Source organism: Microcoleus sp. S36b_A4 (assembly GCF_036700645.1).
Classification (GTDB): domain Bacteria; phylum Cyanobacteriota; class Cyanobacteriia; order Cyanobacteriales; family Microcoleaceae; genus Microcoleus.
On the sequence record NZ_JAUBPI010000030.1, the window covers coordinates 38153 to 60448 of the forward strand.

At 46.4% G+C, this 22296-nt stretch carries 24 protein-coding genes and 1 pseudogene; 7 read left to right on the forward strand and 18 right to left on the reverse strand.

Annotated elements, in window-relative coordinates:
- Positions 1-53 precede the first annotated feature (53 nt).
- From QUA03_RS12055 to QUA03_RS12070, 4 genes are all read right to left on the reverse strand, one after another.
- Positions 54-1367, reverse strand: a complete 1314-nt coding sequence (locus QUA03_RS12055; RefSeq protein WP_333212332.1) for a hypothetical protein — start codon at positions 1365-1367, stop codon at positions 54-56.
- Between the two features lie 400 nt (positions 1368-1767).
- Positions 1768-2328 carry a Uma2 family endonuclease gene (locus QUA03_RS12060; RefSeq protein WP_333212334.1) on the reverse strand — a complete coding sequence of 187 codons (561 nt, stop codon included), beginning with the start codon at positions 2326-2328 and terminating at the stop codon, positions 1768-1770.
- Positions 2329-2374: 46 nt separating this feature from the next.
- Positions 2375-2569 carry a hypothetical protein gene (locus QUA03_RS12065; RefSeq protein WP_333212336.1) on the reverse strand — a complete coding sequence of 65 codons (195 nt, stop codon included), beginning with the start codon at positions 2567-2569 and terminating at the stop codon, positions 2375-2377.
- Positions 2566-2787: a hypothetical protein gene (locus QUA03_RS12070; RefSeq protein ID WP_333212338.1), complete on the reverse strand. Its 222-nt coding sequence runs from the start codon at positions 2785-2787 to the stop codon at positions 2566-2568. Before QUA03_RS12070 ends, QUA03_RS12065 begins: the two co-directional genes overlap by 4 nt.
- Positions 2788-3249: 462 nt before the next feature.
- On the opposite strand from QUA03_RS12070, the gene QUA03_RS12075 reads away from it, so the two are divergent.
- Positions 3250-3807, forward strand: coding sequence for an HPP family protein (locus QUA03_RS12075; protein WP_333308827.1), 558 nt, complete (start codon positions 3250-3252; stop codon positions 3805-3807).
- A gap of 142 nt (positions 3808-3949) precedes the next feature.
- Here QUA03_RS12075 and QUA03_RS12080 read toward each other — a convergent pair whose 3' ends face one another.
- The 4 genes from QUA03_RS12080 to QUA03_RS12095 all read right to left on the reverse strand — a co-directional run bounded on the left by QUA03_RS12080 (position 3950) and on the right by QUA03_RS12095 (position 9151).
- The gene (locus QUA03_RS12080; protein WP_333212342.1) at positions 3950-4357 is read right to left on the reverse strand and encodes a phosphodiester glycosidase family protein; all 408 of its coding nucleotides are present in this window, start codon (positions 4355-4357) and stop codon (positions 3950-3952) included.
- A gap of 20 nt (positions 4358-4377) precedes the next feature.
- Entirely contained in the window at positions 4378-5229 is an 852-nt protein-coding gene (locus QUA03_RS12085) for a hypothetical protein (RefSeq protein ID WP_333212344.1), read from the reverse strand.
- A 134-nt stretch (positions 5230-5363) separates the two neighbouring features.
- Positions 5364-8489, reverse strand: a complete 3126-nt coding sequence (gene ppc, locus QUA03_RS12090) for a phosphoenolpyruvate carboxylase (protein WP_333212347.1) — start codon at positions 8487-8489, stop codon at positions 5364-5366.
- Between the two features lie 419 nt (positions 8490-8908).
- Positions 8909-9151, reverse strand: coding sequence for a hypothetical protein (locus tag QUA03_RS12095; protein WP_333212348.1), 243 nt, complete (start codon positions 9149-9151; stop codon positions 8909-8911).
- A gap of 318 nt (positions 9152-9469) precedes the next feature.
- Here QUA03_RS12095 and QUA03_RS12100 point away from each other — a divergent pair, with 318 nt between their 5' ends.
- Complete coding sequence (locus QUA03_RS12100) at positions 9470-12994, forward strand: hypothetical protein (protein ID WP_333212350.1); 3525 nt, start codon at positions 9470-9472, stop codon at positions 12992-12994.
- A 106-nt stretch (positions 12995-13100) separates the two neighbouring features.
- Positions 13101-15974, forward strand: coding sequence for a zinc-dependent metalloprotease (locus QUA03_RS12105; protein ID WP_445304849.1), 2874 nt, complete (start codon positions 13101-13103; stop codon positions 15972-15974).
- 245 nt (positions 15975-16219) lie between these two features.
- On the opposite strand, the gene QUA03_RS12110 is transcribed toward QUA03_RS12105, so the two are convergent.
- The 3 genes from QUA03_RS12110 to QUA03_RS12120 form a co-directional block, all read right to left on the reverse strand.
- Positions 16220-16654, reverse strand: a complete 435-nt coding sequence (locus QUA03_RS12110; protein WP_333212353.1) for an HNH endonuclease — start codon at positions 16652-16654, stop codon at positions 16220-16222.
- Entirely contained in the window at positions 16647-17060 is a 414-nt protein-coding gene (locus tag QUA03_RS12115) for a hypothetical protein (protein WP_333212356.1), read from the reverse strand. The genes QUA03_RS12110 and QUA03_RS12115 overlap by 8 nt, the downstream gene beginning before the upstream one ends.
- Before the next feature lie 122 nt (positions 17061-17182).
- Complete coding sequence (locus QUA03_RS12120) at positions 17183-17383, reverse strand: hypothetical protein (RefSeq protein WP_333212358.1); 201 nt, start codon at positions 17381-17383, stop codon at positions 17183-17185.
- Between QUA03_RS12120 and QUA03_RS12125 the strand changes: the two genes are divergently transcribed.
- Positions 17382-17561: a hypothetical protein gene (locus QUA03_RS12125; RefSeq protein WP_333212360.1), complete on the forward strand. Its 180-nt coding sequence runs from the start codon at positions 17382-17384 to the stop codon at positions 17559-17561. The two genes, QUA03_RS12120 and QUA03_RS12125, sit on opposite strands and share 2 nt — an antisense overlap.
- 2 nt (positions 17562-17563) lie before the next feature.
- Here QUA03_RS12125 and QUA03_RS12130 read toward each other — a convergent pair whose 3' ends face one another.
- From QUA03_RS12130 to QUA03_RS12150, 5 genes are all read right to left on the reverse strand, one after another.
- The gene (locus QUA03_RS12130) at positions 17564-18310 is read right to left on the reverse strand and encodes a uracil-DNA glycosylase family protein (protein WP_333212362.1); all 747 of its coding nucleotides are present in this window, start codon (positions 18308-18310) and stop codon (positions 17564-17566) included.
- A gap of 186 nt (positions 18311-18496) precedes the next feature.
- A complete protein-coding gene (locus QUA03_RS12135; RefSeq protein WP_333212364.1) occupies positions 18497-18733 on the reverse strand; it encodes a DUF433 domain-containing protein in 237 nt (78 codons plus the stop codon).
- 123 nt (positions 18734-18856) lie between these two features.
- Complete coding sequence (locus QUA03_RS12140) at positions 18857-19096, reverse strand: DUF4926 domain-containing protein (protein ID WP_333212366.1); 240 nt, start codon at positions 19094-19096, stop codon at positions 18857-18859.
- A gap of 10 nt (positions 19097-19106) precedes the next feature.
- Positions 19107-19442, reverse strand: a complete 336-nt coding sequence (locus tag QUA03_RS12145; protein ID WP_333212368.1) for a DUF6883 domain-containing protein — start codon at positions 19440-19442, stop codon at positions 19107-19109.
- Between the two features lie 165 nt (positions 19443-19607).
- A complete protein-coding gene (locus QUA03_RS12150; RefSeq protein ID WP_333212370.1) occupies positions 19608-19742 on the reverse strand; it encodes a DUF433 domain-containing protein in 135 nt (44 codons plus the stop codon).
- 33 nt (positions 19743-19775) lie between these two features.
- On the opposite strand from QUA03_RS12150, the gene QUA03_RS12155 reads away from it, so the two are divergent.
- Positions 19776-20114, forward strand: coding sequence for a DUF433 domain-containing protein (locus QUA03_RS12155; RefSeq protein ID WP_333212371.1), 339 nt, complete (start codon positions 19776-19778; stop codon positions 20112-20114).
- Between the two features lie 138 nt (positions 20115-20252).
- Here the strand turns inward: QUA03_RS12155 and QUA03_RS29005 are convergent.
- A pseudogene (locus tag QUA03_RS29005) lies at positions 20253-20420 on the reverse strand (GNAT family N-acetyltransferase); the annotation flags it as partial.
- 60 nt (positions 20421-20480) lie between these two features.
- Here QUA03_RS29005 and QUA03_RS12160 point away from each other — a divergent pair.
- Positions 20481-21251: a CPBP family intramembrane glutamic endopeptidase gene (locus QUA03_RS12160; protein WP_333212373.1), complete on the forward strand. Its 771-nt coding sequence runs from the start codon at positions 20481-20483 to the stop codon at positions 21249-21251.
- A 15-nt stretch (positions 21252-21266) separates the two neighbouring features.
- Entirely contained in the window at positions 21267-21806 is a 540-nt protein-coding gene (locus tag QUA03_RS12165; RefSeq protein ID WP_333212374.1) for a DUF1349 domain-containing protein, read from the forward strand.
- Positions 21807-21957: 151 nt separating this feature from the next.
- On the opposite strand, the gene QUA03_RS12170 is transcribed toward QUA03_RS12165, so the two are convergent.
- The gene (locus tag QUA03_RS12170; RefSeq protein ID WP_333212376.1) at positions 21958-22236 is read right to left on the reverse strand and encodes a Photosystem I reaction center subunit PsaK; all 279 of its coding nucleotides are present in this window, start codon (positions 22234-22236) and stop codon (positions 21958-21960) included.
- Positions 22237-22296 lie beyond the last annotated feature (60 nt).

Genomic DNA, 22296 nt, shown 5'->3' on the forward strand with positions numbered 1-22296 from the left:
GTGGGTTTATCCGTCGAAAGCGGATGAGGAGGTTTTTTGATTAGTTAGCTGACTTAGCCTTCATCTTCCATCACAGTTCCCTTGAAATTTGGGTAAGGGTTCAAGTCGAATTCCTGTCCGTGTAATTGAAAAAGCTTTTCCTTGATTTCTTTGTGTTCTTCTTTTGCTTTTCGGCGCCCATATACCTGCTTATTTTGTTCAATTTGCTCAATCAAAAACACTATTGCCTCTTTATTAAAGAATTCAAGGTAAGGAGATATGGCTTCCTGAAATCGAGAGTTTGCCTCATCAAATCCTGTGCTAGCACAGTAATAACTAGATAGTATGCGACAAAATAAATGTTGCCACTCTTCTGTATCAGGTGTCTTAAGCAAAAAATTTAATTCTCCCTCCGTAAAATTGAAGTTAATATCGTTTTCTATCAAAGATAAGATGTCTTGATAGTGTACATCTAAATTATTCTTCACAAACCATCCAAAGATTTTGCTTGTGTTAGTAGTTTTAACATTATGCTGTATTTTAAGTATCGCCTCTACATTAAGAAGATAATAAATTTTATGATTTTGTGACAAATAAATTACTAAAGAATCCAAAGTGCGCGGACTCGATGAAACATTACTATAATAGTCTTTCTCTCCTTTTATTTGGTTGAGAATACTTTCGGGGTGCCGATTTCCGATTACCTCAAGTGTTCGCAAATTGATAACTCTGTTTTTTCTGCACTTTTCGTTGTCCAGCTTAAATACCAACTTCCACAAACTTCTATAAATAGAAAGTTCAACTTCAGGTTTAAGTTTACTTAAATATCGACTTTCTAGATATTTTTTTACTTTTTGTGTAGTCTTAAGTGCTGGCGCTGCTTCCGCAATATCCTCTAAAAGTTCGTCAATTATTTTTTTCGTGTAGAAAGGCGGCTTTATAAGCAAATCCTCCAGAGTATTTCTAATCAGCGCCCTCACAGTTTCTTTGTTAGGTGTATGTAATTGTCTATCTGAGTCTAATATAGGGTGAGCGGATAGATGGCGTTGCTTTTGAAGATATAGCAGATTTTCATATTCTGAGTTATCCAACAGATTTGTCTTTGCATGGGTATCCTCAATCAGTTTAACTTCCCAAGAGGATGATTTGGGATTATCCTTTTGTAATTTTGTAAGGTCATTAAGAATTGATTTGGCATCTTTGTCTTGATATAAATCAATAAGATATTCAAGTTTATAAACTATGTCACAAACAGCGACAGACCAAAGCATTACCACTGCGGAACGATAGTTGCCATTGTGGTACGAAGATAGAACTTCTTGAAAATAATCTTTTGTCTTGCCGGAATGTATTTTTTCGGAAAGATTTTCTAAAGAGAATTCTAACATTACAAATAATTTCCTCAATTATAGCTTTCTGGTGAAACAGCTAAGAGCATTTCACATTTTCTTCTTGCGCTTCTTCTTGTTCTAATAAGCTCATTAATTTCTGAGCAGCATCACCATAATCATAAGGCGACCAAACACGATAACCCGCGCCATTATCCAATGGCTTTCGCGAATTCAGCCATTAAGAACTGCATTGTTTGAAACTTCTCAGCAGGGGATAACTGCCGAAGTCGGTCTAATAATTCAATATTTTAAATAAAACGCCATTGAATTCATTTCTCCATTTTACCACGACTTTGAAATTTAAACCACTCCCAAAAATCTTGGTTTTAACTCTTTATCTGCGTCCATCTGCGTTTGTCTGATCCCATCTGCGGTTAAAGCTCAAAAAAAACTAAAACTAAACAGGCAAAAACAGTTCTGAAAAACTAATTTCAATCTCAGGAAAAGCTAGCATTCTAATCACAGCATTATCTGCAACAACTATCTCAGATTGATAGCCTCCCGGTGCAGGATTCCGGTAAATATATGCCTCGCGCGCAGCTACATCTAAAATCCAATATTCAGGGATATTTGCTCTAGCATAAATCGGTGCCTTTTCCCGGCGGTCAATTTGTAAGGTCGAGTAGGAAACTTCAATTAACAGCAAGATTTCGCTAGGATTTGGGTGATGGTCGCGATAATCTCCCGGATCGATACAAACAACTGCTATATCTGGTTCCGGTTCCGAAGTTGCTAAAGTAATTGGCAACTGCACGCGAATTGCTGCTAAATCTCTTAGCAGGTGTTGTAGATATCGATCGCTGCGTTGGGTTGTAGCAGCATGGGGTGGAGTTTGTGCGCTCATTTCAACAATTCTCCCCTCTAGCAATTCAATCTTATCACCTTCAGTGAGAATGCCAGCTTCAATCATGCGGTGATATTCTTCGACTGTCCAAGTTCTTTCTTTTGTTGCTGTCATAATCTTTGCCTGCAAAAGCTTACTTCATATTATAGTAATTGCCGATTCAATCAAAAAACACTGATTTGTCCGGTGCTGGTCGAGATCCCTTTTGAAAGCGTTCCCAAGACTGTTTTAATTGAGCAGGATCTGGATATTCGCGATCGTAAACCACCAGGACATTCGTCAAATTCCGTCCCGGCGGCCATAAAATCTGCCCTTGATGAGCCAAACCTACGGAAGCACCACCGTCCAAATTCATCGCTTCAAAACAGCCGTAGCACGGGCGAGGGCGGGACGCATCGCTTGCATAACCTTAGCTTCTGCTTCCAAAGACAAACTATCAAAAAAAGTTACCAGAAATAACTTCTCTCTCGAAGCCGGAAAGCCGATCGCCGTTCTCGAACCCACGCCCACAACATGAGAATCTTTAAAACCTTCCGATAAAGGAGACAGCCAAACTTTCCCCTCTTTAACCAATCTCGGCCCGCAAGTCAAAGAAAACCAATATTGACTCCAATCCAGCTTACGCTTACTGGGCCTCGCACCTTACAAATAACCTCTCGCTTTACCCTCATCAATAACTCTGACGGCTAACGGTGAAGTTTTGCGACTGCCGATAACGTCTGTTGCCAAACCGACCAAACTCGCTAGTCAGTTCCAACTGAGATGTTGCACCATTGTCAATAAGCCTTTGATGAACGGGCTCTGGGACCCGTTCCACAAGAGGAAAATCTACTCTTTGTGGAACAGGCATCTTGCCTTTTCTTGAGAATGGTGCAAGATGTGAGTTCCAACCGAGTGGTTAGCGGCAGCTTGATCGGCATAGAAGTAAAAAATCTGTGCTTTTAACTACTTTTTGACCAATTGTTATGATATCTTAACTTTACCGGAGGCTAGTTCAGACAATTTAAGAAGCCTGGTTATCAAGTAACCTGATTTATGATTGACCCTAAAAAAATTCAACTGAAATGGGAAAGTTATTGGTTTAAAACCTTTGGAAGATGGCGATCGTGTCCATTGAGCTGCCCCATAGACAGACCTCATCCTCGGCATATTTTTTGGAGTTGGATTGGTAGTTTTTTGGCAATTACTGCAACGTCCTATCTTGCTATAAAAACTAATTCTCCTTTACTAATGGCTCCGTTTGGCGCTACAAGCGTTCTGATATTTGGTGTCCCTGACAGCCCCTTGGCTCAACCCCGGAATGTCATTGGGGGGAATTTCTTAGCTGCTCTCACCAGTTTAATCATTCTGCATTTTGTCGGTTCTTCTCCCTGGGCGATGGGAATGGCTGTTTCTAGTGCGATCGGAATTATGCAGATTACCAGAACTCTACATCCCCCTTCGGGAGCAGTTGCCTTAGTCGTCATGATGACCCAACCAGACTGGAAATTTTTGCTAACACCTGCTTTTGAGGGATCAATAATCTTGGTCTTGTGCGCCGTCATCTTTAATAATTTAGCGGCAGAAAGGACGTATCCCAACCACTGGTTATAGCATTGTCTCTAATTTTCTCATCCTCCCGAGGGTGCACTACCCAAAATCGGGATGCTCCCTCGATTCCTTCTTCCTTTTTCGTTCTTTCTGCCATCCGTTAGATCCCGATTCACTGCGCGTTGCCGAACTTCCTGCTGCTAGATCAATCAAAAAACACTGATTTGTCCGGCGTTGGTCGAGAGCCCTTTTGAAAGCGTTCCCAAGACTGTTTTAACTGAGCCGGCGCCGGATATTCTTTATCGTAAACCACCAGTACATTCGTCAAATTCCGTCCCGGCGGCAATAAAATCTGCCCCTGATGAGCCAAACCCACCGAAGCGCCCCCGTCCAAATTCATCGCTTCAAAACAGCCGATCGCCTGCATAACTTTAGCTTCTGCTTCCAAAGACAAACTATCAAGAAAAGTCACCAAAAATAACTTATCTCTCGAAGCCGGAAAGCCGATCGCCGTTCTCGAACCCACGCCCAAAACACCAGCATCTTTAAAACCTTCCGATAAAGGAGACAGCCAAACCTTCCCCCCTTTAACCAATCTCGGCCCGCAAGTCAATCGATTTTAGATTTTAGATTTTAGATTTTAGATTGACTTGCGCGAGATAAATGCTCTTTCTTGAGGATTTTCGATTTTCGATTAAAGAATTGATTCCACGGATAAATCACGTGGCGGGTACCACCTTTGAAATTCTTGGTCAGAGAAAACCAATATTGACTCCAATCCGGCTTACCTTCAGTTCTAGCCGTCACCATTTCCAATTGATTTCCCGCTTTAATTCCCAAAGTCGTGCCGTAATTTTCCCATCTGCTGTATTTCATAAACTTACCCGCTGCCACCATATTTCCCAGCACAGATTTCTGCTCATCTTTACCAAAAAAAGTCCCGTTAGCAACAACAGCAGCCCGGTAACGCGACACCATATTTTCAAAAGGCTCGTCGCCCCGCGTTACTTTAGAAGTATTTGCAAAAGCTGCATAATTAGCTAACCCAATTGTGAGATAAATTTCCGGGTCTGCGAGGTCAATAGTTGTGAGATAAAAACTTGCGCCAGCTACATTTTGGCTGCTGACTTGTACGGGTTTTGCTTGCTTAGCAGAACGTTTGATAATTTGAGGTTGAGACGGTTGCGTGACCGGAGAATTTTCGGGCGATTTTACAATAGGATTACTCGGCAGAGGTTGATTGGTTTTTGCCGATTTTACAATGGGATTGGTAGGGAGAGGTTGAGGAGTTTGATTTGATTGTATACTTGATAAAAAAGCGAGTGACTTTTGCCACAGTTGAGCCGCCAGAGTCAAGAAAGTATCTCGGTTTTTGGCGATCGCAAAATAGTCAGCCGCAGCCCGCGCCAAAGCGATGCCCGTTAAAAATAAAAAAGTTCGCCGGAGCATCGGGCGACAAGCTTTAGACTGTTTGCGTTTAAACATACAAAAATCTCAGCTAGGATAGGGAACAGTTTCCTATGGCTGTGACTACAATGGGCGCGCGAATTCGGAAACTACCAGTAGCAAGGTGCTCCATCGCGCACCTCACCACTAATTCACAACTCAAAACTATTTGCCTAGCCCGTATTCCGCATCCCCGCAGCAATTCCATTAATCGTCAGCAGAGCTCCCCGCAACAATTCACCCTTGCTGTAACGCGAGTGAATCACCCCCGGAACCCCGCCACTACCATGCTGCCGCAAGCGTTTCAGCAGCGAAACCTGCAACAAACCCAAAGGCACAATCGTCGCATTTCGCAACTGCACCGATCGCTGCAGCGATGGATCTTCGTCCAACAAACGTTGGTGTCCGGTAATCGTTAAAACCAAATCGCGAATCAAGTGAAATTCGGCAGCAATTTGATCAAATAAAGCCTTAAAACGCTCCTTGTCAGCAGGCAAAGCTAACTCCTGCACGTAGTGTTCTGCAATCTGCAAATCCACCTTAGATAAAGTCATTTCAACTTTAGAAATTACCATTCTAAAAAATGGCCATTTCAAGTAGAAATACTGCAAAAGCTTCATGTGTTCTTCCGGTTCCTCCAGCAAAAACTCTTGCAAAGCTGTGCCGACACCGTACCAAGAAGGCAGCAAAAAGCGGCTTTGAGTCCAGCTAAACACCCACGGAATTGCTCGCAAACCGCTGATGTCTTTTTTGCCCCCGCGCCGGGCCGGACGAGAACTAATTTGCAACTGGCTGATTTCTTGAATCGGGGTAACTTGGTGAAAGAAATCAACTAAATCCGGCTGTTCGTAGATTAAATGGCGGTAGTGCGATCGCGATCTCGCCGACAACTCCTCCATAATCTCATTCCAAGGGTCGATGCCATCAAAACCAGTGTGCAGCAAACTAGCTTGAATTACCGCCGCCGCCACTGTTTCCAAATTGTAAAGCGCCAACTCCGGCAAAGAATATTTAGAAGCCAAAACCTCGCCTTGTTCAGTAATCTTAATTCGCCCACTAATACTCTTTCCAGGCTGAGCCAAAATTGCCTTGTAAGCAGGCCCGCCGCCGCGCCCTACTGAACCGCCTCGGCCGTGAAAAATCCGCAACTCTACACCGTGTTTTTCTGCCACCATTTGCAAAGCCTTTTGAGCTTTGTGTATTTCCCAATTGCTGCTGAGGAAACCAGAATCTTTATTGCTGTCAGAATATCCCAGCATCACCTCTTGCAATTTGAGGATTTCGATTGGGCATTTGAGATCTTCTGCGTTTTTTACCGCTAGTTCCTGCGCGTATCCTCCTGCTAGCAAGGCGCGATAAAGGGGTAAATCAAATATTTGCTGCATAACTTCCGGCGCTTTTTTCAAATCTTCCACTGTTTCAAACAGAGGAACTACTTGAATACTGCTAATTCCTGTCGCTGGATCGTAAAGTCCTGCTTCTTTTGCTAACAGCAAAACTGCTAGTAAATCGCTGACATCGTGGCTCATGCTAATGACATAAGTTTCGCAAATTTCCGGGCCAAACTCCTGCTGCATTTGCCGCAATATTCGGAAGGTATTAATAGTCTCGCAAGTTTTGGGAGAAAAAGGCAATTCTGCTGGAATTAAAGGGCGACGAGTTTGCAGTTCCGTTGCGAGCCAAATAATTCGATCGCATTCCGACATTTGATTGTACGGCTTGGGCAAAATTTGCAAGTATTCAGCAATTTCGCTCAAAGCGTCGGAGTGTACTGTTGACTCTTGGCGGATATCAAGGTAAGCCAAATTAAATCCGTAAATTTCTACTTGGCACAGCAGATTTTCCAAGTCCCGACAGCTCAAACCTGTTTCCACTAAATTGCGCTCGATGAGCTGCAACTCGGTCAAAAACTCAGTACCCGATCGATAAAGGCCGGTCATTCCGGGATTTTCCGACAAAGCTTCGCGTTCCCGCTGCAACTCGTCACCTTTGTAGAGGCGCCAATTACGATCGCGCGTATTTTCCAGTCGCTGCTGCACGTAGGCCAGCTTCAACCGATAAGGTTCTTGGCGGTAGCGGATTGCCCATTGCTCGTAAACATCCGGAAATTCCGATTTGTCGCGATCGAGAGATTCGAGCAATTCCGGCAGCACGTCACTCCAGTGCAGCGACAAACTCAAAAGTTCGTTCAGCCGCTTCACGGCGTTGATGTACTTACACAGCACCAAATGGCGCTGATAGCAAGCGGTTTGCCAAGTAACTTTCGGAGTCACAGAAGGATTGCCGTCCCTGTCCGAACCCACCCAAGAACCGAACTTGCAAAAATTGTAACTAGGCGGTTTCAGATAAGGGTAAGAAGCGTGCAGAGCTTGCTTTAAGCGGTGGTAGAGTTCGGGAATCGCATCAAACAGCACTTCATCGAAGTAGTGGAGAGTGTACTCCACCTCGTCAAGCACAGTCGGCTTGAACTGGTGCAGTTCGTCAGTGCGCCACCATAGGCGAATTTCTTCCATCAGTTGCTCTTGGAGAGCGGCTGCTTCCCAGCAAGACACCGGGTAGGGGCTTTGAGAGTCGGCCCCAAGTACCTGAAATTTCTCGTCAACTTGGTCTAGCTGTTGGAGAATCTTCGCCATTCGTCGCTGTTTGGTGCGGATCGTGTGGCGAACAATTTCCGTCGGGTGAGCGGTGAATACCAAGCGGATGTCTAACTGATCGATCAAGCGTTGGATTTGCTGGCTGGGCACGTTCAAGCGCAGCAGCATCGGGAACAGTTGGTGAAAAGTGCCGGCATCACGAGTGATCATCTCGTTGCTGTCTGCCTTGCTCAAAGCCATTTGGGCTGGGACTGGGCCTTCCCGGTGGCGTGGGCGATCGGGGGCATCAGTTGCTTGTCCTGGCAGCTTAGAAAACATCCGCCCACCAGCATCGTTGCTGCTAGCGTAAGCTAGCTGTTGGTCTCGCTGTTCGTAGTGCTGTTCGACAATGTTGATCAACTGAAAATACAGTGCAAAAGCCCTAGCGGCGCGGATGGCGGCGTTGAGGTCGAGCTTTTCGATTAGCTGTACGACATTCGACTCGCGAAAGTGAGTGGCCTGTCCCTCGGCGGAATTGACCGATCGCATTTGTTGGAGCAAATCCACCAATTCCTGCCCGCACTCCTGTCGCAGCACCGATTCCCACAAGTCCTCTACAACTTTGAGGCGATTTCGCAGAAACAGGTCTGATTTTGAGTAAGCGGGAGAATGGGAAATAGATGTTGTATCAATAGCCTGTTCTGAAGACTGGAGGACTGAACTCATCGGGCTGTTCCTCAATAGCTGCGGGTGTCAAGAAAATTGTATGGTTTAGTTTCGCCTAAAACACTTTTGTTTGCAGTCAAATTTGAGACAACTTATTGCAACGTAGAAAGTAGAAGGCACTTATGTACAAAGTATAAGGAAAGACCAATTCTCACAGCACGGATTGTACTTCTTGTCAAGCTTTCAGGTCAGTTAACTTGCAGTTTGAGATTTTAGACGATCGGCGTGAGACGAACGTCTTAGCGCGAGCGTCGAGTCGCGCTCAGTCGAACGATTTTAGATTTACTCCCAAGATGAATCTGGGAAGTTAAACTAGGGTCGAAAATTTTTATCTCTCCAAGACAGGAGTCGCGGGCTGGTATGCGTTGTTGGGCGGGGTCACAAAATTTAACTTCTAGCAGCATCCTTCCTTGGGCTTTCTAATCCTGTGATTGAGGAAAGTTGAGTACGGGAAGGCGCGAACCCCGAAAGACTTCTTCGCTTTCAACGCCGATCGACGCAACAAACTCAGCAGCAGCTTTAGCCGCCACCAACCCGCCCAGCATGGGTAAAGCGACCAAGCTCAACAAAATATCTGAGGGAACTGGCAACTTTGGACTCTCAGGTGTTTGAGTTTTGAGCAAGTCTTGGTTTTCCGACGGCATAAATTCCTCCTGTGTCAATCCATAATCCTCAGTTTACAAGCCAAATAATGATCTTGACCGCTGCTTTCTGACTAATAACTTCTGAGATCAAATCCGGTGACGAATAACTTGTGGCTTGGCTTAATTTGGACTTATCTGTGCCAAAATGTCGAGGTATTATCAAAAAAATATTCCCCAACGGCTCGAAGCCGAGGGGATACAAGGCAAGACTCTAAGTCCAGCATGGCTTAAACCAGACAAAACGGTTAGGCTCGGCAAATCCAATAATTGTCCGTAAAATCTGTAACTGTGCTATTTCTAGAAAACAAAACCAGCTTTGGCAAAATTTAGAGTTTCATGTTAAATGCGAACGGGAGCATATTGGCAGACAATCCATCAAGCGCCTCGCAGTGGGCGCAAGAAGCTTTAGGGCTTCCCGAAGTTCAAGTACAAGCGCGTTTGCGGGGAAATCATCTGCACATTTTGTGCGAAGCAGCGCAGTGTCCGTCTCAAGAATTGGTGACGGCGAGATTTACCAACGCCCTCGAACACACTGATTTAACGCGATTGCTGCCCGATCGACCTAAAATTTACCAGTTGTTTCTGTGCGGCCGCAAAATCGGTTCCCGACAAAATGACTGGACAGTCCGGCTCGATTGCAGCAGTCCCAAGCGACAGCAACAGCAACAGCCACAGCAACCGGAACCAAAAGTTGCCGAAGTGCCGCCGCCAGCGAGTTCCCCCGACGAACCGCCAGCAAGCCCTAAAAGAGGCGGATTTTTCGGCAAATTTAAGAATGACAACCAGAAACTCAAACAGACACCAAAACCGATAGAAACAGCAGCCCACCCGCCGCAAGTAAGGGAAGAACTGGATTTTGACGCCGAAAGTCTGCCCATCGCCTCCCGCATTCAATACCCAGAAGCTTTTGAAACTTCCCCCGTGACGATCGACACTTCGGCTGCTGCGATGCGGGAAGTTGTCGGTTCCGCCGTTCCCCCTCAGCAGAAAGCGAACCGTGGCGCGGTGGCTTTGATTCAATCCCCCGAAGCTGGCTCAGGCGAGGGCGATCCTGATGGAACATTGACGGTTTCGCCGGAAACTTTGGCGCGCCGGGGCTATCCAGATGCGATCGCCAGCTATCTCAGCGAAATCCTCGGCCCGATGGGAGTTTCGGTGAAAGTCAGCATTCGCGAAAAAGAACTCAAAAGCAGCGGAGAAACCCTGCCGGTCAATGGGCCGGAAAATATCAAGCCCAAGGAACGCCGACTGCTGGTGCTGTGCGAGTCAGCTTACAGCCCCGACCCCTCATTGCTGGCAGAACCCATCGCCGGCAGGCTACGGAAACTGCAACTAGAGGATTTCCGGGAAGCAGTGATAGCCAGCCAAGTCAGCGGCGAAGCGAAACCGGACTGGCTGCTGCGGGTGGATTTGACTTCGCCGGACAAAATTCTCAAGGAATGGGCCAGGTGGGGAGACGTACAGTCGATCGCCAAACTGCTAAATCAACACTTGGCAGCATCGAGAGTCGAAGTGCGGGCAACCCTCAAAGAAGCAACCCTCCACCTGTTTTGCAGCAAAACTGCCAAAAAAGGACAAAAGCCTAAACGGCAAGAATACCCAGACAAGCAGCAAACCACCGAGGCGATCGCCCCTTTGTTAGCATCATTTGCGCCCCAAGGCATCCGCGCAGCTACGATCTACGGCGTAGAACCAGCCAAGGACTCTCAGGCGGCGCCGGAGTCCCCGGTGTGGATAGACTGGGTGGACTTGCCTGCCGCCCACCACCCCGACTTGGCGGCAAACGCTAGAACGCTGGCGATCGATGGCGACCAATTGGCTTTGACTTTTTTATTGAACAGGTTGCTCAACCCCAATCTCAGGCGCAAGCTGGAAACAGGAGGGATTCGGGCTGTCGTGCTGCAAAAAGGCAACGTGCTGCACGTCATGACAGAAGCTCTGACTTGCCCTTCTCAGTCGAAGGTAGGCCCGCCGGTGGCGAAATTTTTGCGGCACTTACAAATTCCGGGAGTGGCAGGGGTGCGAGTCTACGGACGCCGCGCCGGCCAGAAACTGCCCCTGTGGCGCTACGCAATCGACCTCAGAACGGTTGTTGACGAGGAATCAGCGGCACCTGCACCGGTTCCCTCGCAAGTGGCTGTGTTGGAAAAGGAACCGGTGCCGGAGTTTGCGCCGGCAGAGGATGGGAGTTTTTCGGGTTTGGGCGACAATTTGGTGTTCGATGCTCCGGCGCCCAACTCCTGGCGGCCCCGCTTCAAAATCAGGCTCCCCGGATACAATCTGGGCGAGCAATTAGTTCAAGCTGCGGTGCAACCGCTTGTCGCTTCGGGTTTGTTTGTTCCCAATGATGGTTTATCAACGAATGCTGCTGCGCCGGGGGGCGTGAGAGCCGATCGCGCGGCGCGAATGGCTTTGATTTGGGCGATCGCCGGCTGTCTGCTGGCTTTCAATACCGATTGGCTCCTCGGTCAATTTCTGCAATCTGCGACGGTCAGTCAAGCTCCTAGCGCTTCCGAAGTTTGCAGCGGCCCAAATTGTCAAAATTCATCCCCCAAGGCTGTGGACGATGTTACAGCCGCACTTCCGAAGGCAACCCCGAAACCAGTTCCCCCTGCTGAGGAGGTGAATTTGCCTCAAACTCCGTTGCAGCCGTCGCCGGAAGCCAACCGGGAAGAAGCTTTTAATGGCTCTGGGTTTACGAAACCGGGCAATACTAGCGTTCCTGTAGCTGATGTTTCTGCTCCTCCGGTGTTCCCGACTTTGAGGAGCGAGCAGCTTGACGACCAAATAGCGCGCTATCAAGAGTATATCCACCTGCACAAAAAACCGCCGGACATTTTAATTGTCGGTAGTTCGAGGGCTCTGCGCGGTATCGACCCGGCGGTTTTGGAAACCGCTTTGGCAGCTTCGGGCTATCCGGGGCTGAGGGCTTACAATTTTGGGGTTAATGGAGCTACTCTCCAAGTTGTAGATTCGCTCATCCGCCGGATTTTGCCGCCACAACAACTGCCGAAATTGCTGGTGTTGGCTGACGGGGCGAGGGCTCTCAACAGCGGGCGGCCGGATTTGACTTTTAGTGCGATCGCTTCTTCGGAAGGTTACAGGCAATTGAGCCGGGGTAGTTTTCTGATCCGCACCAATCAATTAGAATCCGAAACATCGAAGGAAAGCGCCAACAATCCGGTGGCGACTGCGACTGAATTGGTGAACAATTTGGGAGAAGCTCAAGCTAATGTTCAGCAATTGGTGAGTCAAAAGTTGGTTGAGGGTTCTGCAACTTACAAAAAACGCGATCGACTTAAAGGGTTTTTGCGATCGATCGTTAATCCCTCATTAGCCCCTGTTGCCACCGACAGCCCCCAAACCGCAGCCCTGGGTGAACAAACAACTGAAAACGTTCAGCCCACTGCTGCGAGTAAACCAGTTAGCGAGTATCAACCAAATGGCTTTTTGCCGATCGATATACGCTTCAATCCCGAAACTTACTTTCAGAAGCACCCCAAAGTATCTGGTTATTACGACTCCGACTATCAAAATTTTAAATTGGTAGGCGAACAAGCTCTAGCACTCAAAAATCTGATCGAATTTACCAAGGTTCGCAACATCAATCTCGTGTTTGTAAATATGCCTCTGACTGAAGATTATTTAGACCCGGTGCGGACAGGTTACGAACAAGAATTCCGGCAATATATGCAAGAATTATCAGCTCAAAGCGGACTAATTTTCCTAGATAAGAGTTTATTGTGGCCCCAGGCGCGAGAATCTTTTTCCGACCCCAGCCACCTCAACCGTTACGGTGCTGTTGCAGTTTCTAAGCGTTTGGCTCAAGATCCCATGATTCCCTGGCCAGCGAAACAATAGTTTTGAATTTTGAGTTGTGAGTTATTTTAGAAGTTAAATGATGCGAACGTTGCGAGTGTGGCGTGACTATCTCAAAACTATTCTTTCCTGCGGCTGGATACTGAAAATGAAAAGATTGATATTTCCTGAAAATAGCAAAAATCAACAGATAAAAATTCCGAGAAAAAATCTGCCTTTGATATTTTTTATATTATCTTTAGCATTTTTCTGTTTCAGTTTGTATAAAGGTTTCTTCTTACCTGTAGCTTTATCATCTGGGCCGCCCAGCAACGAACAAAGTAGCGAACAGCAAAGTCTGGCACCATTTGAAGAGGTTGTCAAAGACGCGAAAAAGTTAGAGGGACTATTTACTCTTTACCGCAATCAAGCAACTGATAAAGTATATCTGGAAATTAAACCGCAACAACTCGACAAAAAGTTCCTGTGCTTTGTGACATTGGCATCGGGTTTGGGGGAAGCAGGCATTTTGAGCGGAATGCCGATCGGCGATTTCTTGTTTCAACTGCGGCGCGTCCAAAATAACGTGCAGTTTGTGATCCCAAATGTAAATTTTCGCACAAGTCCGGGCGACCCGCAAGCAGGTTCGGTAGCACGGGGATTTAGCGACTCGATTCTCTATTCTTTGCCTCTCAAAAGCATTGATCCGCAAAGACAAACTCTGCTGATCGATTTAGGGGATTTGCTGATGAGCGAAAAACGCGATTTACCAGGGGTAAAAGCGATTTTGCCGATGCTTTTGGGTTCTTCTTACTCGATCGATGCAGACAAGTCTTCTTTTAAAGATGTTAAAGCGTTTCCGCTGAATGTGGAGATTGCTTCTGTCTATGGTTTTTCTAGCGATAATGACAGTGAGCTTAACTATTTACCTTCGATTCCTGACAGTCGGGCTTTTAACCTCCGCATTCACTACAGTTTCTCGGAAGTGCCGCTAAATAACGGCTACCGGCCCAGACTTGCGGACGAGCGAGTGGGCTATTTTCTCACAGCATATAAGGACTTTTCTGACAAGAGCAGCCGGGAGCCTTTTGTGCGCTATATCAATCGCTGGCATTTGCAAAAGCAAATCCCGACAGCGCCGATGTCGCCGCCGGTACAGCCGATCGTCTTTTGGATTGAAAATAATGTGCCTACCGAATACCGAAACGCAATTCGTGAGGGCGTTTTGGCGTGGAACAAAGCTTTTGAAAAGGCAGGTTTTACTGAGACAATTCAGGTCAAACAAATGCCGGACAATGCTAAATGGGATCCGGCTGACGTTCGCTACAATACTATCCGCTGGTCGAGTTCTTTTGAGCCTCAGTTTGCCGGCATCGGGCCGTCTCGTACTAACCCGCTGACGGGGGAAATTTTGGATGCTGACATTCTGTTGGATGCTAATGTTGTCCGGGAAATAAAACAGGGTTATCGGTCTTTGGTGGAACAAAATAGATCGCTATCTAAGAGCTTTCAAGGGCGAAACGGTTCTAATACCAATCCCTGTCAGTTCGGGATGTATTCTCGCTATTTGAATGTGCTAGAAAATGGGGATTTAGGAAAAAGCAGCGGGGAAAATGATCGAGGTGGAATGGCTGATGATTTGCCGACTTTGGTAGAAAGATACCAAGAGCAAAAGCGATCCTCTTTATCGCGGTTGATGTCGAGTTCGGATATGTGTTTTGGGTTGGAATCGAGTCGCCAGTTTGCGATGGGGGCAATGTCGATGGATCTGTTGGAAAATGCAGCGCCTAGCAGTGGGACGATTGACAATTATGTGAATGAATATATCCGATTTTTGACGGCCCACGAAGTCGGTCACACTCTCGGTTTGAGGCACAATTTTCACGGGAGTACGATGCTGCAACCGGAGGATTTGAACAATACTCAGGTAACTCGCACGCAAGGTTTGGTAGCGTCGGTGATGGATTATGTGCCGATTAATTTGGCACCCCAGGGAACTGTGCAGGGCGACTATTTTCCAACGATTGTAGGGCCCTATGACGATTGGGCGATCGAGTATGGTTACAAAGTGATTGGTGGCCGGGACCCGAACAGCGACTTACCAACGCTGCAACAAATTGCCAGTCGCGGTGCCGAATCCCAATTAGCTTACGCGCCGGATGAGGATTCTGTGGATATTCTCGATCCGGCTGCAAATACCTTCGATCTCAGCGCCAATATGCTGAAGTATTCGCAATGGCAATTGGATAATGGGAGGGCGATGTGGAAGCGTTTAGAAAAGCGAATTCCGGTTGGGGAAGACGGTTATAACGAACTGCGGGTGATGTTTGATTCGGTGTTCGGATATTATGTCAACCAAGTCATGAATGCTACTTTGTATGTGGGGGGACAGTCGTTTAGTCGGATTCGCCCTGGAGATACTAATGCGAAGTTGCCGTTTGTGCCGATCGAACTTTCTCAGCAGCGAGAAGCTTTAGCAACATTGGAGAAGTACGTTTTTGCCCCGGATGCGTTTAGTTTTGCGCCGGAATTGCTGAATAAATTGGCGCCTTCGCGCTGGGAGCACTGGGGAAGTCCGGCTTTGGTGTTTCCTCTAGATTACCCGATCGGCGATCGAATTACTTTTTTGCAGCGGTTTGTATTGCGGGTTTTGCTATCTCCGATGCGCTTGGCGAGGCTGCGGGATGCCGAGTTAAAATCGGCGCCGGAAACTGCTTTGAGGTTGCCGGAAGTGTTGAATACTGTGCAAAAGGATATCTGGCAAGAGGTTTTGCAGCCGGAAAAGAAGATGCAAATTTCAACTTTTAGGCGTTCTTTGCAGCGGGAACATTTGGCGATTTTGATCGGAATGGTGCTGCGAAAAACGAATGTTCCAGAGGATGCGCGGAGTTTGGCTTGGTACGAGTTGCGGCAGTTGCGGGAAGGTTTGAGCAAGAGTATTAGGAATTTGGATAGGAATGCTGATGCTTATACGCGGGCTCATTTGGAGGAAACGCGCGATCGTATTTCTAAGGTTTTGAATTCGCAAATTCAGTCGAATTAATTTGGGGGTTCAGAAACCGGGTTTTTGCGGAAGATATTTCGTTGCTGCCCGCAGATTTGGTCAAAAACCCGGTTTCTGAGTATCTCAGTCAAGTTAAAATAATAGCGATCGCCCATCAATTGACAAAACCTCCGCTTCTCCGTTTTACTGCCCGCGTCCTGGTTTGCAATCTACGAAACCTAACGATTCTGTGTCGAGAAAACTGGCGATCGCCATTTCGATCACCGCTGCGATCGGATATTCAATTACGAATCATTGTGAGGTGGATGTAGAGCGATAGAATGCAGGACTCCTCGAAGATTGACTACTCCTTCTCGGTTGAGTTGCAGCCGATCGATGGTAGCGCGTCCAGTCGGTGTTAAACCCAACATTTGAGTCGAATCGCTGCTCCAAGTAAAGTGTTCGCTCCAGTTATCCTGTCGAGGATGATAAAGTGGGACAGAGCTACCTGTAATAGGGTCGATCGCCTCACTATGACTGTATTTGAAATTGTTGCATCCTTGACAAGCGATCGCCAGATTATCCAAATCACTGGTGCCACCTTTGGAGCGAGGGATAATGTGTTCAATCGAGAAGGGATCTGGAGAGAATTTAGCTTGACTGAGACAATACTCGCAGCAACCATTGGCGCGTTGTTTAATGAATTGTCGTTGCTGCTGTGTGAGGCGGGATTCAGACATAATCAACGATATCGGGTTGAGGATGGATGCCAAGGGTTTGCATCAGATCTGTCAGAGGTTGGTTGCGGAAGGTTGCGAGTTGAATTAAGGCTTGAATGCGGGTAACGTTGAGTTTTTCAAGGCGATCGCTCATTTGGATCAGTTGCTTGTGTTCTTCGGGAGTCAGGGTTTCGGCATGACGCTTGGCGATGAGGGCATGGTATTCTTCCCAGGTTTGTGCACTAAAGCCAATGTTAATTTGTTGCAGCAAGTCGGCTTCAGTAGGTTGGGTAATTGGAAGTCTAGGCTGGAGGCGTTCTTGCAGGGCGTTGAGGATGTAGCGATCGGGTTCCACGCCCTGTCGAGATGCTTCAGTGCGGATCTGGTGTTCGAGTTCGGGAGAGAGGTTGAGGGTGATGGTGGTCATGGTTATCTTGGCAGCAACATCTATTCATCATTTTAGCGATCGGGCTTTCACCTTATCTCGAACTTCATCGCCTGGGACTTCTCGATTTTACTGCCCGCGTCCTGGTTTGCAATCTACGAAACCTAATGCTTCTGTGTCGAGAAAACTGGCGATCGAAATGCTTCTGTGTCGAGAAAACTGGCGATCGAAATGGCGATCGTTGCTGCGATCGGATATTCAATTTTCGCAGCACGCGCAATTAGAGCAGCTTTAATTCGTTCTGGCAAACGTCCCAAAATAACTTCGGCATCAGGAGAAAGTTGTTCTTGAAGTTTAGCTTGCATGACATTCACCTTTGGGTTGGAATTTGATAGATACATTCAAGCCACTACCCAACTCAGATTTAGCGGTCTAACGTTGCCAATCACCCGCCGCAAATTACCTCAGACTGCCACCGACAGGATTTCGACGGTGGGGTGCATTGGCGTTGTTCGAGTGCGCGCATCTCTTGCCGTATTTTGATGCTACCGCAAAAAAGCGCGTAACTTTTCAAGTTCATCACCCTGTAAACACTTAGCAAAAGAACGGTGAGTCCGAGCATTTGGATGGGGGAGAAAAGCAAAAAATCTTTCACGATTCCCTATCTCAACGAACTCGGATATTGAATTTTCTGTAGAGATATTGAATTGGCTTTGAATCACTTGCTTTGCGCGTGCCCCCAGTACCACTATCACTTTTGCTCTTGCTAGTTCTAAAACTCTCAACAAGTAGGCTTCCACACATTGCTCCTGTGATTCTTCTACACCAGTTTCGGCACGAGACTTACAATGCACTATCTCGGTAAGCGCATAATCAATGCCTGGACTAACGTTCCGTTGAAGTAGCTCAATCGCACGTTGTCTAACCGCTGCCCAAAATCGAGTAGAGCGACTATATTTCCCGTCTTTTAGCAAGGATTTTGTACCATCAATGATCCAGTGCTTACGTCCTCCTCCAAAACGGTAATTGAAATAATCGTGTACTTCGCTACATGACCAATCCCAAGTTGGGTAATCTTCATCAGAGCCAATTGATGGATTTGAACTCAGGAAGAGAATGGGTGCTTGCTCTATCTGTCCACTCCAAGGTTCAGGCACTTGAAATTTTTCTAACCCAATTGCATTTTGAGAGTCAACAATTTTACGACATGGATTTTCAACAGAAAGATCTTCTTGACACTCTCGTGCATGGGGACAATGAACAATTTCACTTAGCAGAGTTTTTTCAGACATTCCCGAAATATATCAACTGATTACGAGTTTACGAAAATCTAGCAGTCGAACTTATAATTGTATCGCAGTTGCGGTACAATACCCAATAGAAGAGAAAAATACCGCAGATCGCTGATGTATTTCACCAAAGGTAGCCAGTAATCCACACATCAATTGCTGGCGAGCGATGAGAATTCAACCAAATAGTCATGTGGCTAAAACCGGACGATCGAGTTTGCGGAGTGCATAGAGAAGCGCAGCTTTAATATCATCAAGTTCCAAGTCTGGCAATTCTTCGATAATTTGTTCAAAACTCAAACCAGCAGCTAGCAACTCTAGGATATCGATGACTCGAATCCGCATTCCCCGGATGCAGGGACGATCGCCACATTGTCTTGGGTTCACTGTGATTCTGTTAAACAGATAAGCAACGGATGCTGGCATTGGTTAAAATTGTTTGAAACCTTTGTCTATAGCTTACTTCATTTATCGCCCCAAACTCACACCGCGAAATAATTCCTCGATCGCCACTTCCAACTCAATACTCTATAAAGTATTATTTGTAGGCTAGGCGTAGGCAGGAAGTGGCTCATAAACGAGTTGCATGAGTTTTTCTGAGGGAACGGTTTCCATTGCATAGGTATTGCCTTGAGCATCGGCAAAATCTACTAGATAAGCGCGATCGTCAAAGCTCATGAGAATAGTGCCAACTTGTCCGGCCCGGAGCAAAATCGGCCCAGAGGTTTCTTTATGGATGGCCTGAATTTCTGCGGTCAAGGCAACAACATCATATTCGTGTAACGTCATTATAGTATCCTCACTTATTGACAGGATAGGTATTAGTTAATCTGGGAAAGTCTTCATCGGTGCGAATCATCCAACATGACAGCACCCAAGAGCTTCCTATTTCGGTAGTCATGAAAAATTTGATATCATACTGGGTTCCATAATTGTCTGTTTTGTAAATTTCCGCCTCCTGATTGACCGCACATTCTAGTAGAGCGACTTCTAAAATAGCTTTGTTTTCTAGTGTGATTCCCAATCGATTTCTAAACAGGATGGCTTTGTCTTTTCCCTTGGGATGTTGCATATTTAGTGAGTATCGCTCAAGCTTGTCGCCAAGCAGTGCCTTATCTCCGTTGGGTAGTTTCATCTGTCGAAATGGTTAAGTCACTGGGTGGAAAATTTTCATTTGCCAGAAACCGCATTAACTTGCCTCAGCAAACAGTAAAGGCGTGTAAAATACGTCTACTTTGAGGCACTCCGCCGCGAAAGCAAATACAGCTTGTAGAGATTCAGCATTAAGCGTTGGGTAATTTTATAGAATTTGTTGCTGCGTCCAACCTTCTGAAAATAGCCCTAGAACGAACTCCACTGATATTCGTGTCCCCTTAATTACAGGCTTGCCAAGCAGCATTTTAGGATTTGAGTGAATGTGTGCTTTCCAGTTCATAACCAGTGCGCCTCTATAGGGTTTTCATCTACTATGAGTATAGTTAAAATTCTAAAATTTATCACCGCAGTAATATCTATTGACATTGGTACGCTCATTGCACGCCCTCCCGGACTGCATGGTGGATGTCCCCACATCCTCGGTAAAGGCGTTACCGTTCGCCGGATTGTAACCTGGTACAAGCGAGGATTGAATGCTGAAGAGATTTGCGATCGCATTTCTCATCTCACCCTCGCCCAAGTCTACGCCGCACTCACCTACTATCATGCCAACACCCAAGAAATTGAAACTTATTTGCTCAATCAAGCAGCCGAAGCCAAGCGTCTTGAAGCTTTGCACAGCAACTTTGGTAAATATGAAATGCTAAGATAATAAATCATACGTCGCCCACAGAAAAATCTACTAGATAAGCACTATCCTCAAACTGGGAAAGAAAAACTGATTTTTACCGGATAAATTTAGGGGGTGTAGGAGGAATAGCGGCAATGAAGTAAAGTTTTATAACAAGACTCAACACTTGTGATCCTTGACTAAACTGTAAAGTTCGAGCTCTTCAAACTGCCCTCGGTGAAAAACACGCTGTTTTTGGCTACCTTCCTGCGTCATTCCCAGCTTTTGTAGCACCTTAGCCGAGGCTATATTCCGTCTGAGACAAGTTGCATAAATGCGATCGAGCTTTAATGTTTCAAATACTCAAGACTGATTTAGTGTAATTGATGCGTTTTTTTCTCAAAAATTATGTCTGCTAACACTGCAAAAAATCATTACTTCCGATTGGCATTGTTCTGGGCGTTTCTGGGTAGTTTGGGAAGCTTGGCGGTGTTCCCTTATGCGCTGTCTCTCAATCCGGCAGTAAGTCAATTGCCTGCACCGCTACCTGTTTTGGCGATCGCCTCCGCCCTGCAAACCGGAATTTTTCTAATTCTCCTTTGTTGGATTGGGCTTCACCTCGGTAACTCGATCGGACTTGATACGCCCATAGCTCGTGCTTTGGTATATCGACAGCCTTTCGCGCCAATATCTAAATCTGCCCTTAACACGGCGCTAATTGTAGGCTGCATCGGTGGAATCGTCCTGATTGGATTGAGTTTAGCTTTCCAACCTTGGATGCCGCCAATGGCAACTCCAACAACGCTAGAAATTGCTCTCTGGAAACGCATATTAGCTTCCTTCTACGGAGGCATCACCGAAGAACTCTTGCTGCGACTGTTCGGTATGACATTGATGGCGTGGCTACTTTGGAAGATTTTTGAGCGAGACAAACCGCAACCCTCTACATGGATTTTTTGGCTGGCAATTGTGGCGGCGGCGATTCTGTTTGGTGTGGGTCATTTGCCTGCGGCTGCCAATGTCTGGGCATTAACCCCGATCGTCATTCTCCGCACCATTACACTGAATGCCCTGTTAGGGATTCCCTTTGGTTTTCTTTACTGGCGTTGGGGATTAGAATACGCTATGTTATCTCATTTTTTGGCGGATTTGGTACTGCACGGAATTGGAGGAAGTTAGCAGGAGATGGAAACAATGCAATGGTATAACGAACCTTTACAATGGCATGAGGATAACGATGTTATCCACATTACCGCAGGCGCAAAGACTGACTTTTGGCGGCAAACTCATTACGGATTCATTCGCGATAACGGCAACTTTTACTACCGTCAAGTCTCAGGCGACTTTACAGCCGAAGTCAAAATTACTGGTTGCTATCGATCGCTCTACGATCAAGCAGGATTGATGATTAGAGAGAGCGAAAATATCTGGCTTAAGTGCGGTATTGAGTTTGTTGAGGGAGTGCAAAACGTGAGTGCGGTTGTGACACGAGACTATTCGGATTGGTCTGTTATGCCACTTGAAGTGCCGCCTGTTTCCCTGTGGCTGCGGGTAAAGCGCCGAGCTGAAACGGTGGAAGTGCAATACTCGTTGAATGGGTCAGACTATTCAATGATGCGACTGGCATATCTAACTGAGTCACCAATCGTTCAAGTTGGGTTAATGTGTGCGGCTCCCCAAGGTGAGGGCTTTGCAGCCGAATTTGAAGGGTTTAAGCATAGTAAGCTGATCTAATGTGGATGGTAAAACAACCGATTTCTGTGCCACTCCCTATATAAAATTAAAATTAGGGGTGAGTGCTTTTCACTTACCCCTGCCATTTTTTCTCCGCCTTTTAACAAACCAATTGCAGCAAAAAATCACCCCAAAAGCGAGGCAATTTCTCCTAAGAATACTTGTCGATGTTGAGGGTCAAAATCAGGAATGTTCCCAGCAAATGACCGGCGCTCATGCAAGCCAGAAATGCTGGTACGCTAACATTGTTGAACAAAGACGGGAAGGGCAAAGGCATTTTCGGCCCGACGTGGGGATACCAAATTCGGCGGCTGAGAACTAGCAATGCTAAGATATTGCAAACAAACATCACCAGAGGCTTTTGCCAATTTCCTGATGCTGTGTCAGTCACTGTTGAGGCTACTACTGCCAGTAAATTTGAGTTAATCATTGTTGATGCTCCTATTTTTCATAAACTATTCAGAAATGCTCGATGATATTTCTTGCCAAA

Bases quoted from the DNA above. Each gene is read 5' to 3' on its own strand.
- QUA03_RS12055 (WP_333212332.1), bottom strand. From the start codon at position 1,367: ATGTTAGAATTCTCTTTAGAAAATCTTTCCGAAAAAATACATTCCGGC.
- QUA03_RS12060 (WP_333212334.1), bottom strand. From the start codon at position 2,328: ATGACAGCAACAAAAGAAAGAACTTGGACAGTCGAAGAATATCACCGC.
- QUA03_RS12065 (WP_333212336.1), bottom strand. From the start codon at position 2,569: ATGAATTTGGACGGTGGTGCTTCCGTAGGTTTGGCTCATCAAGGGCAG.
- QUA03_RS12075 (WP_333308827.1), top strand. From the start codon at position 3,250: ATGATTGACCCTAAAAAAATTCAACTGAAATGGGAAAGTTATTGGTTT.
- QUA03_RS12085 (WP_333212344.1), bottom strand. From the start codon at position 5,229: ATGTTTAAACGCAAACAGTCTAAAGCTTGTCGCCCGATGCTCCGGCGA.
- ppc (WP_333212347.1), bottom strand. From the start codon at position 8,489: ATGAGTTCAGTCCTCCAGTCTTCAGAACAGGCTATTGATACAACATCT.
- QUA03_RS12100 (WP_333212350.1), top strand. From the start codon at position 9,470: ATGTTAAATGCGAACGGGAGCATATTGGCAGACAATCCATCAAGCGCC.
- QUA03_RS12105 (WP_445304849.1), top strand. From the start codon at position 13,101: ATGAAAAGATTGATATTTCCTGAAAATAGCAAAAATCAACAGATAAAA.
- QUA03_RS12110 (WP_333212353.1), bottom strand. From the start codon at position 16,654: ATGTCTGAATCCCGCCTCACACAGCAGCAACGACAATTCATTAAACAA.
- QUA03_RS12115 (WP_333212356.1), bottom strand. From the start codon at position 17,060: ATGACCACCATCACCCTCAACCTCTCTCCCGAACTCGAACACCAGATC.
- QUA03_RS12125 (WP_333212360.1), top strand. From the start codon at position 17,382: ATGACATTCACCTTTGGGTTGGAATTTGATAGATACATTCAAGCCACT.
- QUA03_RS12120 (WP_333212358.1), bottom strand. From the start codon at position 17,383: ATGCAAGCTAAACTTCAAGAACAACTTTCTCCTGATGCCGAAGTTATT.
- QUA03_RS12130 (WP_333212362.1), bottom strand. From the start codon at position 18,310: ATGTCTGAAAAAACTCTGCTAAGTGAAATTGTTCATTGTCCCCATGCA.
- QUA03_RS12135 (WP_333212364.1), bottom strand. From the start codon at position 18,733: ATGCCAGCATCCGTTGCTTATCTGTTTAACAGAATCACAGTGAACCCA.
- QUA03_RS12140 (WP_333212366.1), bottom strand. From the start codon at position 19,096: ATGACGTTACACGAATATGATGTTGTTGCCTTGACCGCAGAAATTCAG.
- QUA03_RS12145 (WP_333212368.1), bottom strand. From the start codon at position 19,442: ATGAAACTACCCAACGGAGATAAGGCACTGCTTGGCGACAAGCTTGAG.
- QUA03_RS12150 (WP_333212370.1), bottom strand. From the start codon at position 19,742: ATGAACTGGAAAGCACACATTCACTCAAATCCTAAAATGCTGCTTGGC.
- QUA03_RS12155 (WP_333212371.1), top strand. From the start codon at position 19,776: ATGAGTATAGTTAAAATTCTAAAATTTATCACCGCAGTAATATCTATT.
- QUA03_RS12160 (WP_333212373.1), top strand. From the start codon at position 20,481: ATGTCTGCTAACACTGCAAAAAATCATTACTTCCGATTGGCATTGTTC.
- QUA03_RS12165 (WP_333212374.1), top strand. From the start codon at position 21,267: ATGCAATGGTATAACGAACCTTTACAATGGCATGAGGATAACGATGTT.
- QUA03_RS12170 (WP_333212376.1), bottom strand. From the start codon at position 22,236: ATGATTAACTCAAATTTACTGGCAGTAGTAGCCTCAACAGTGACTGAC.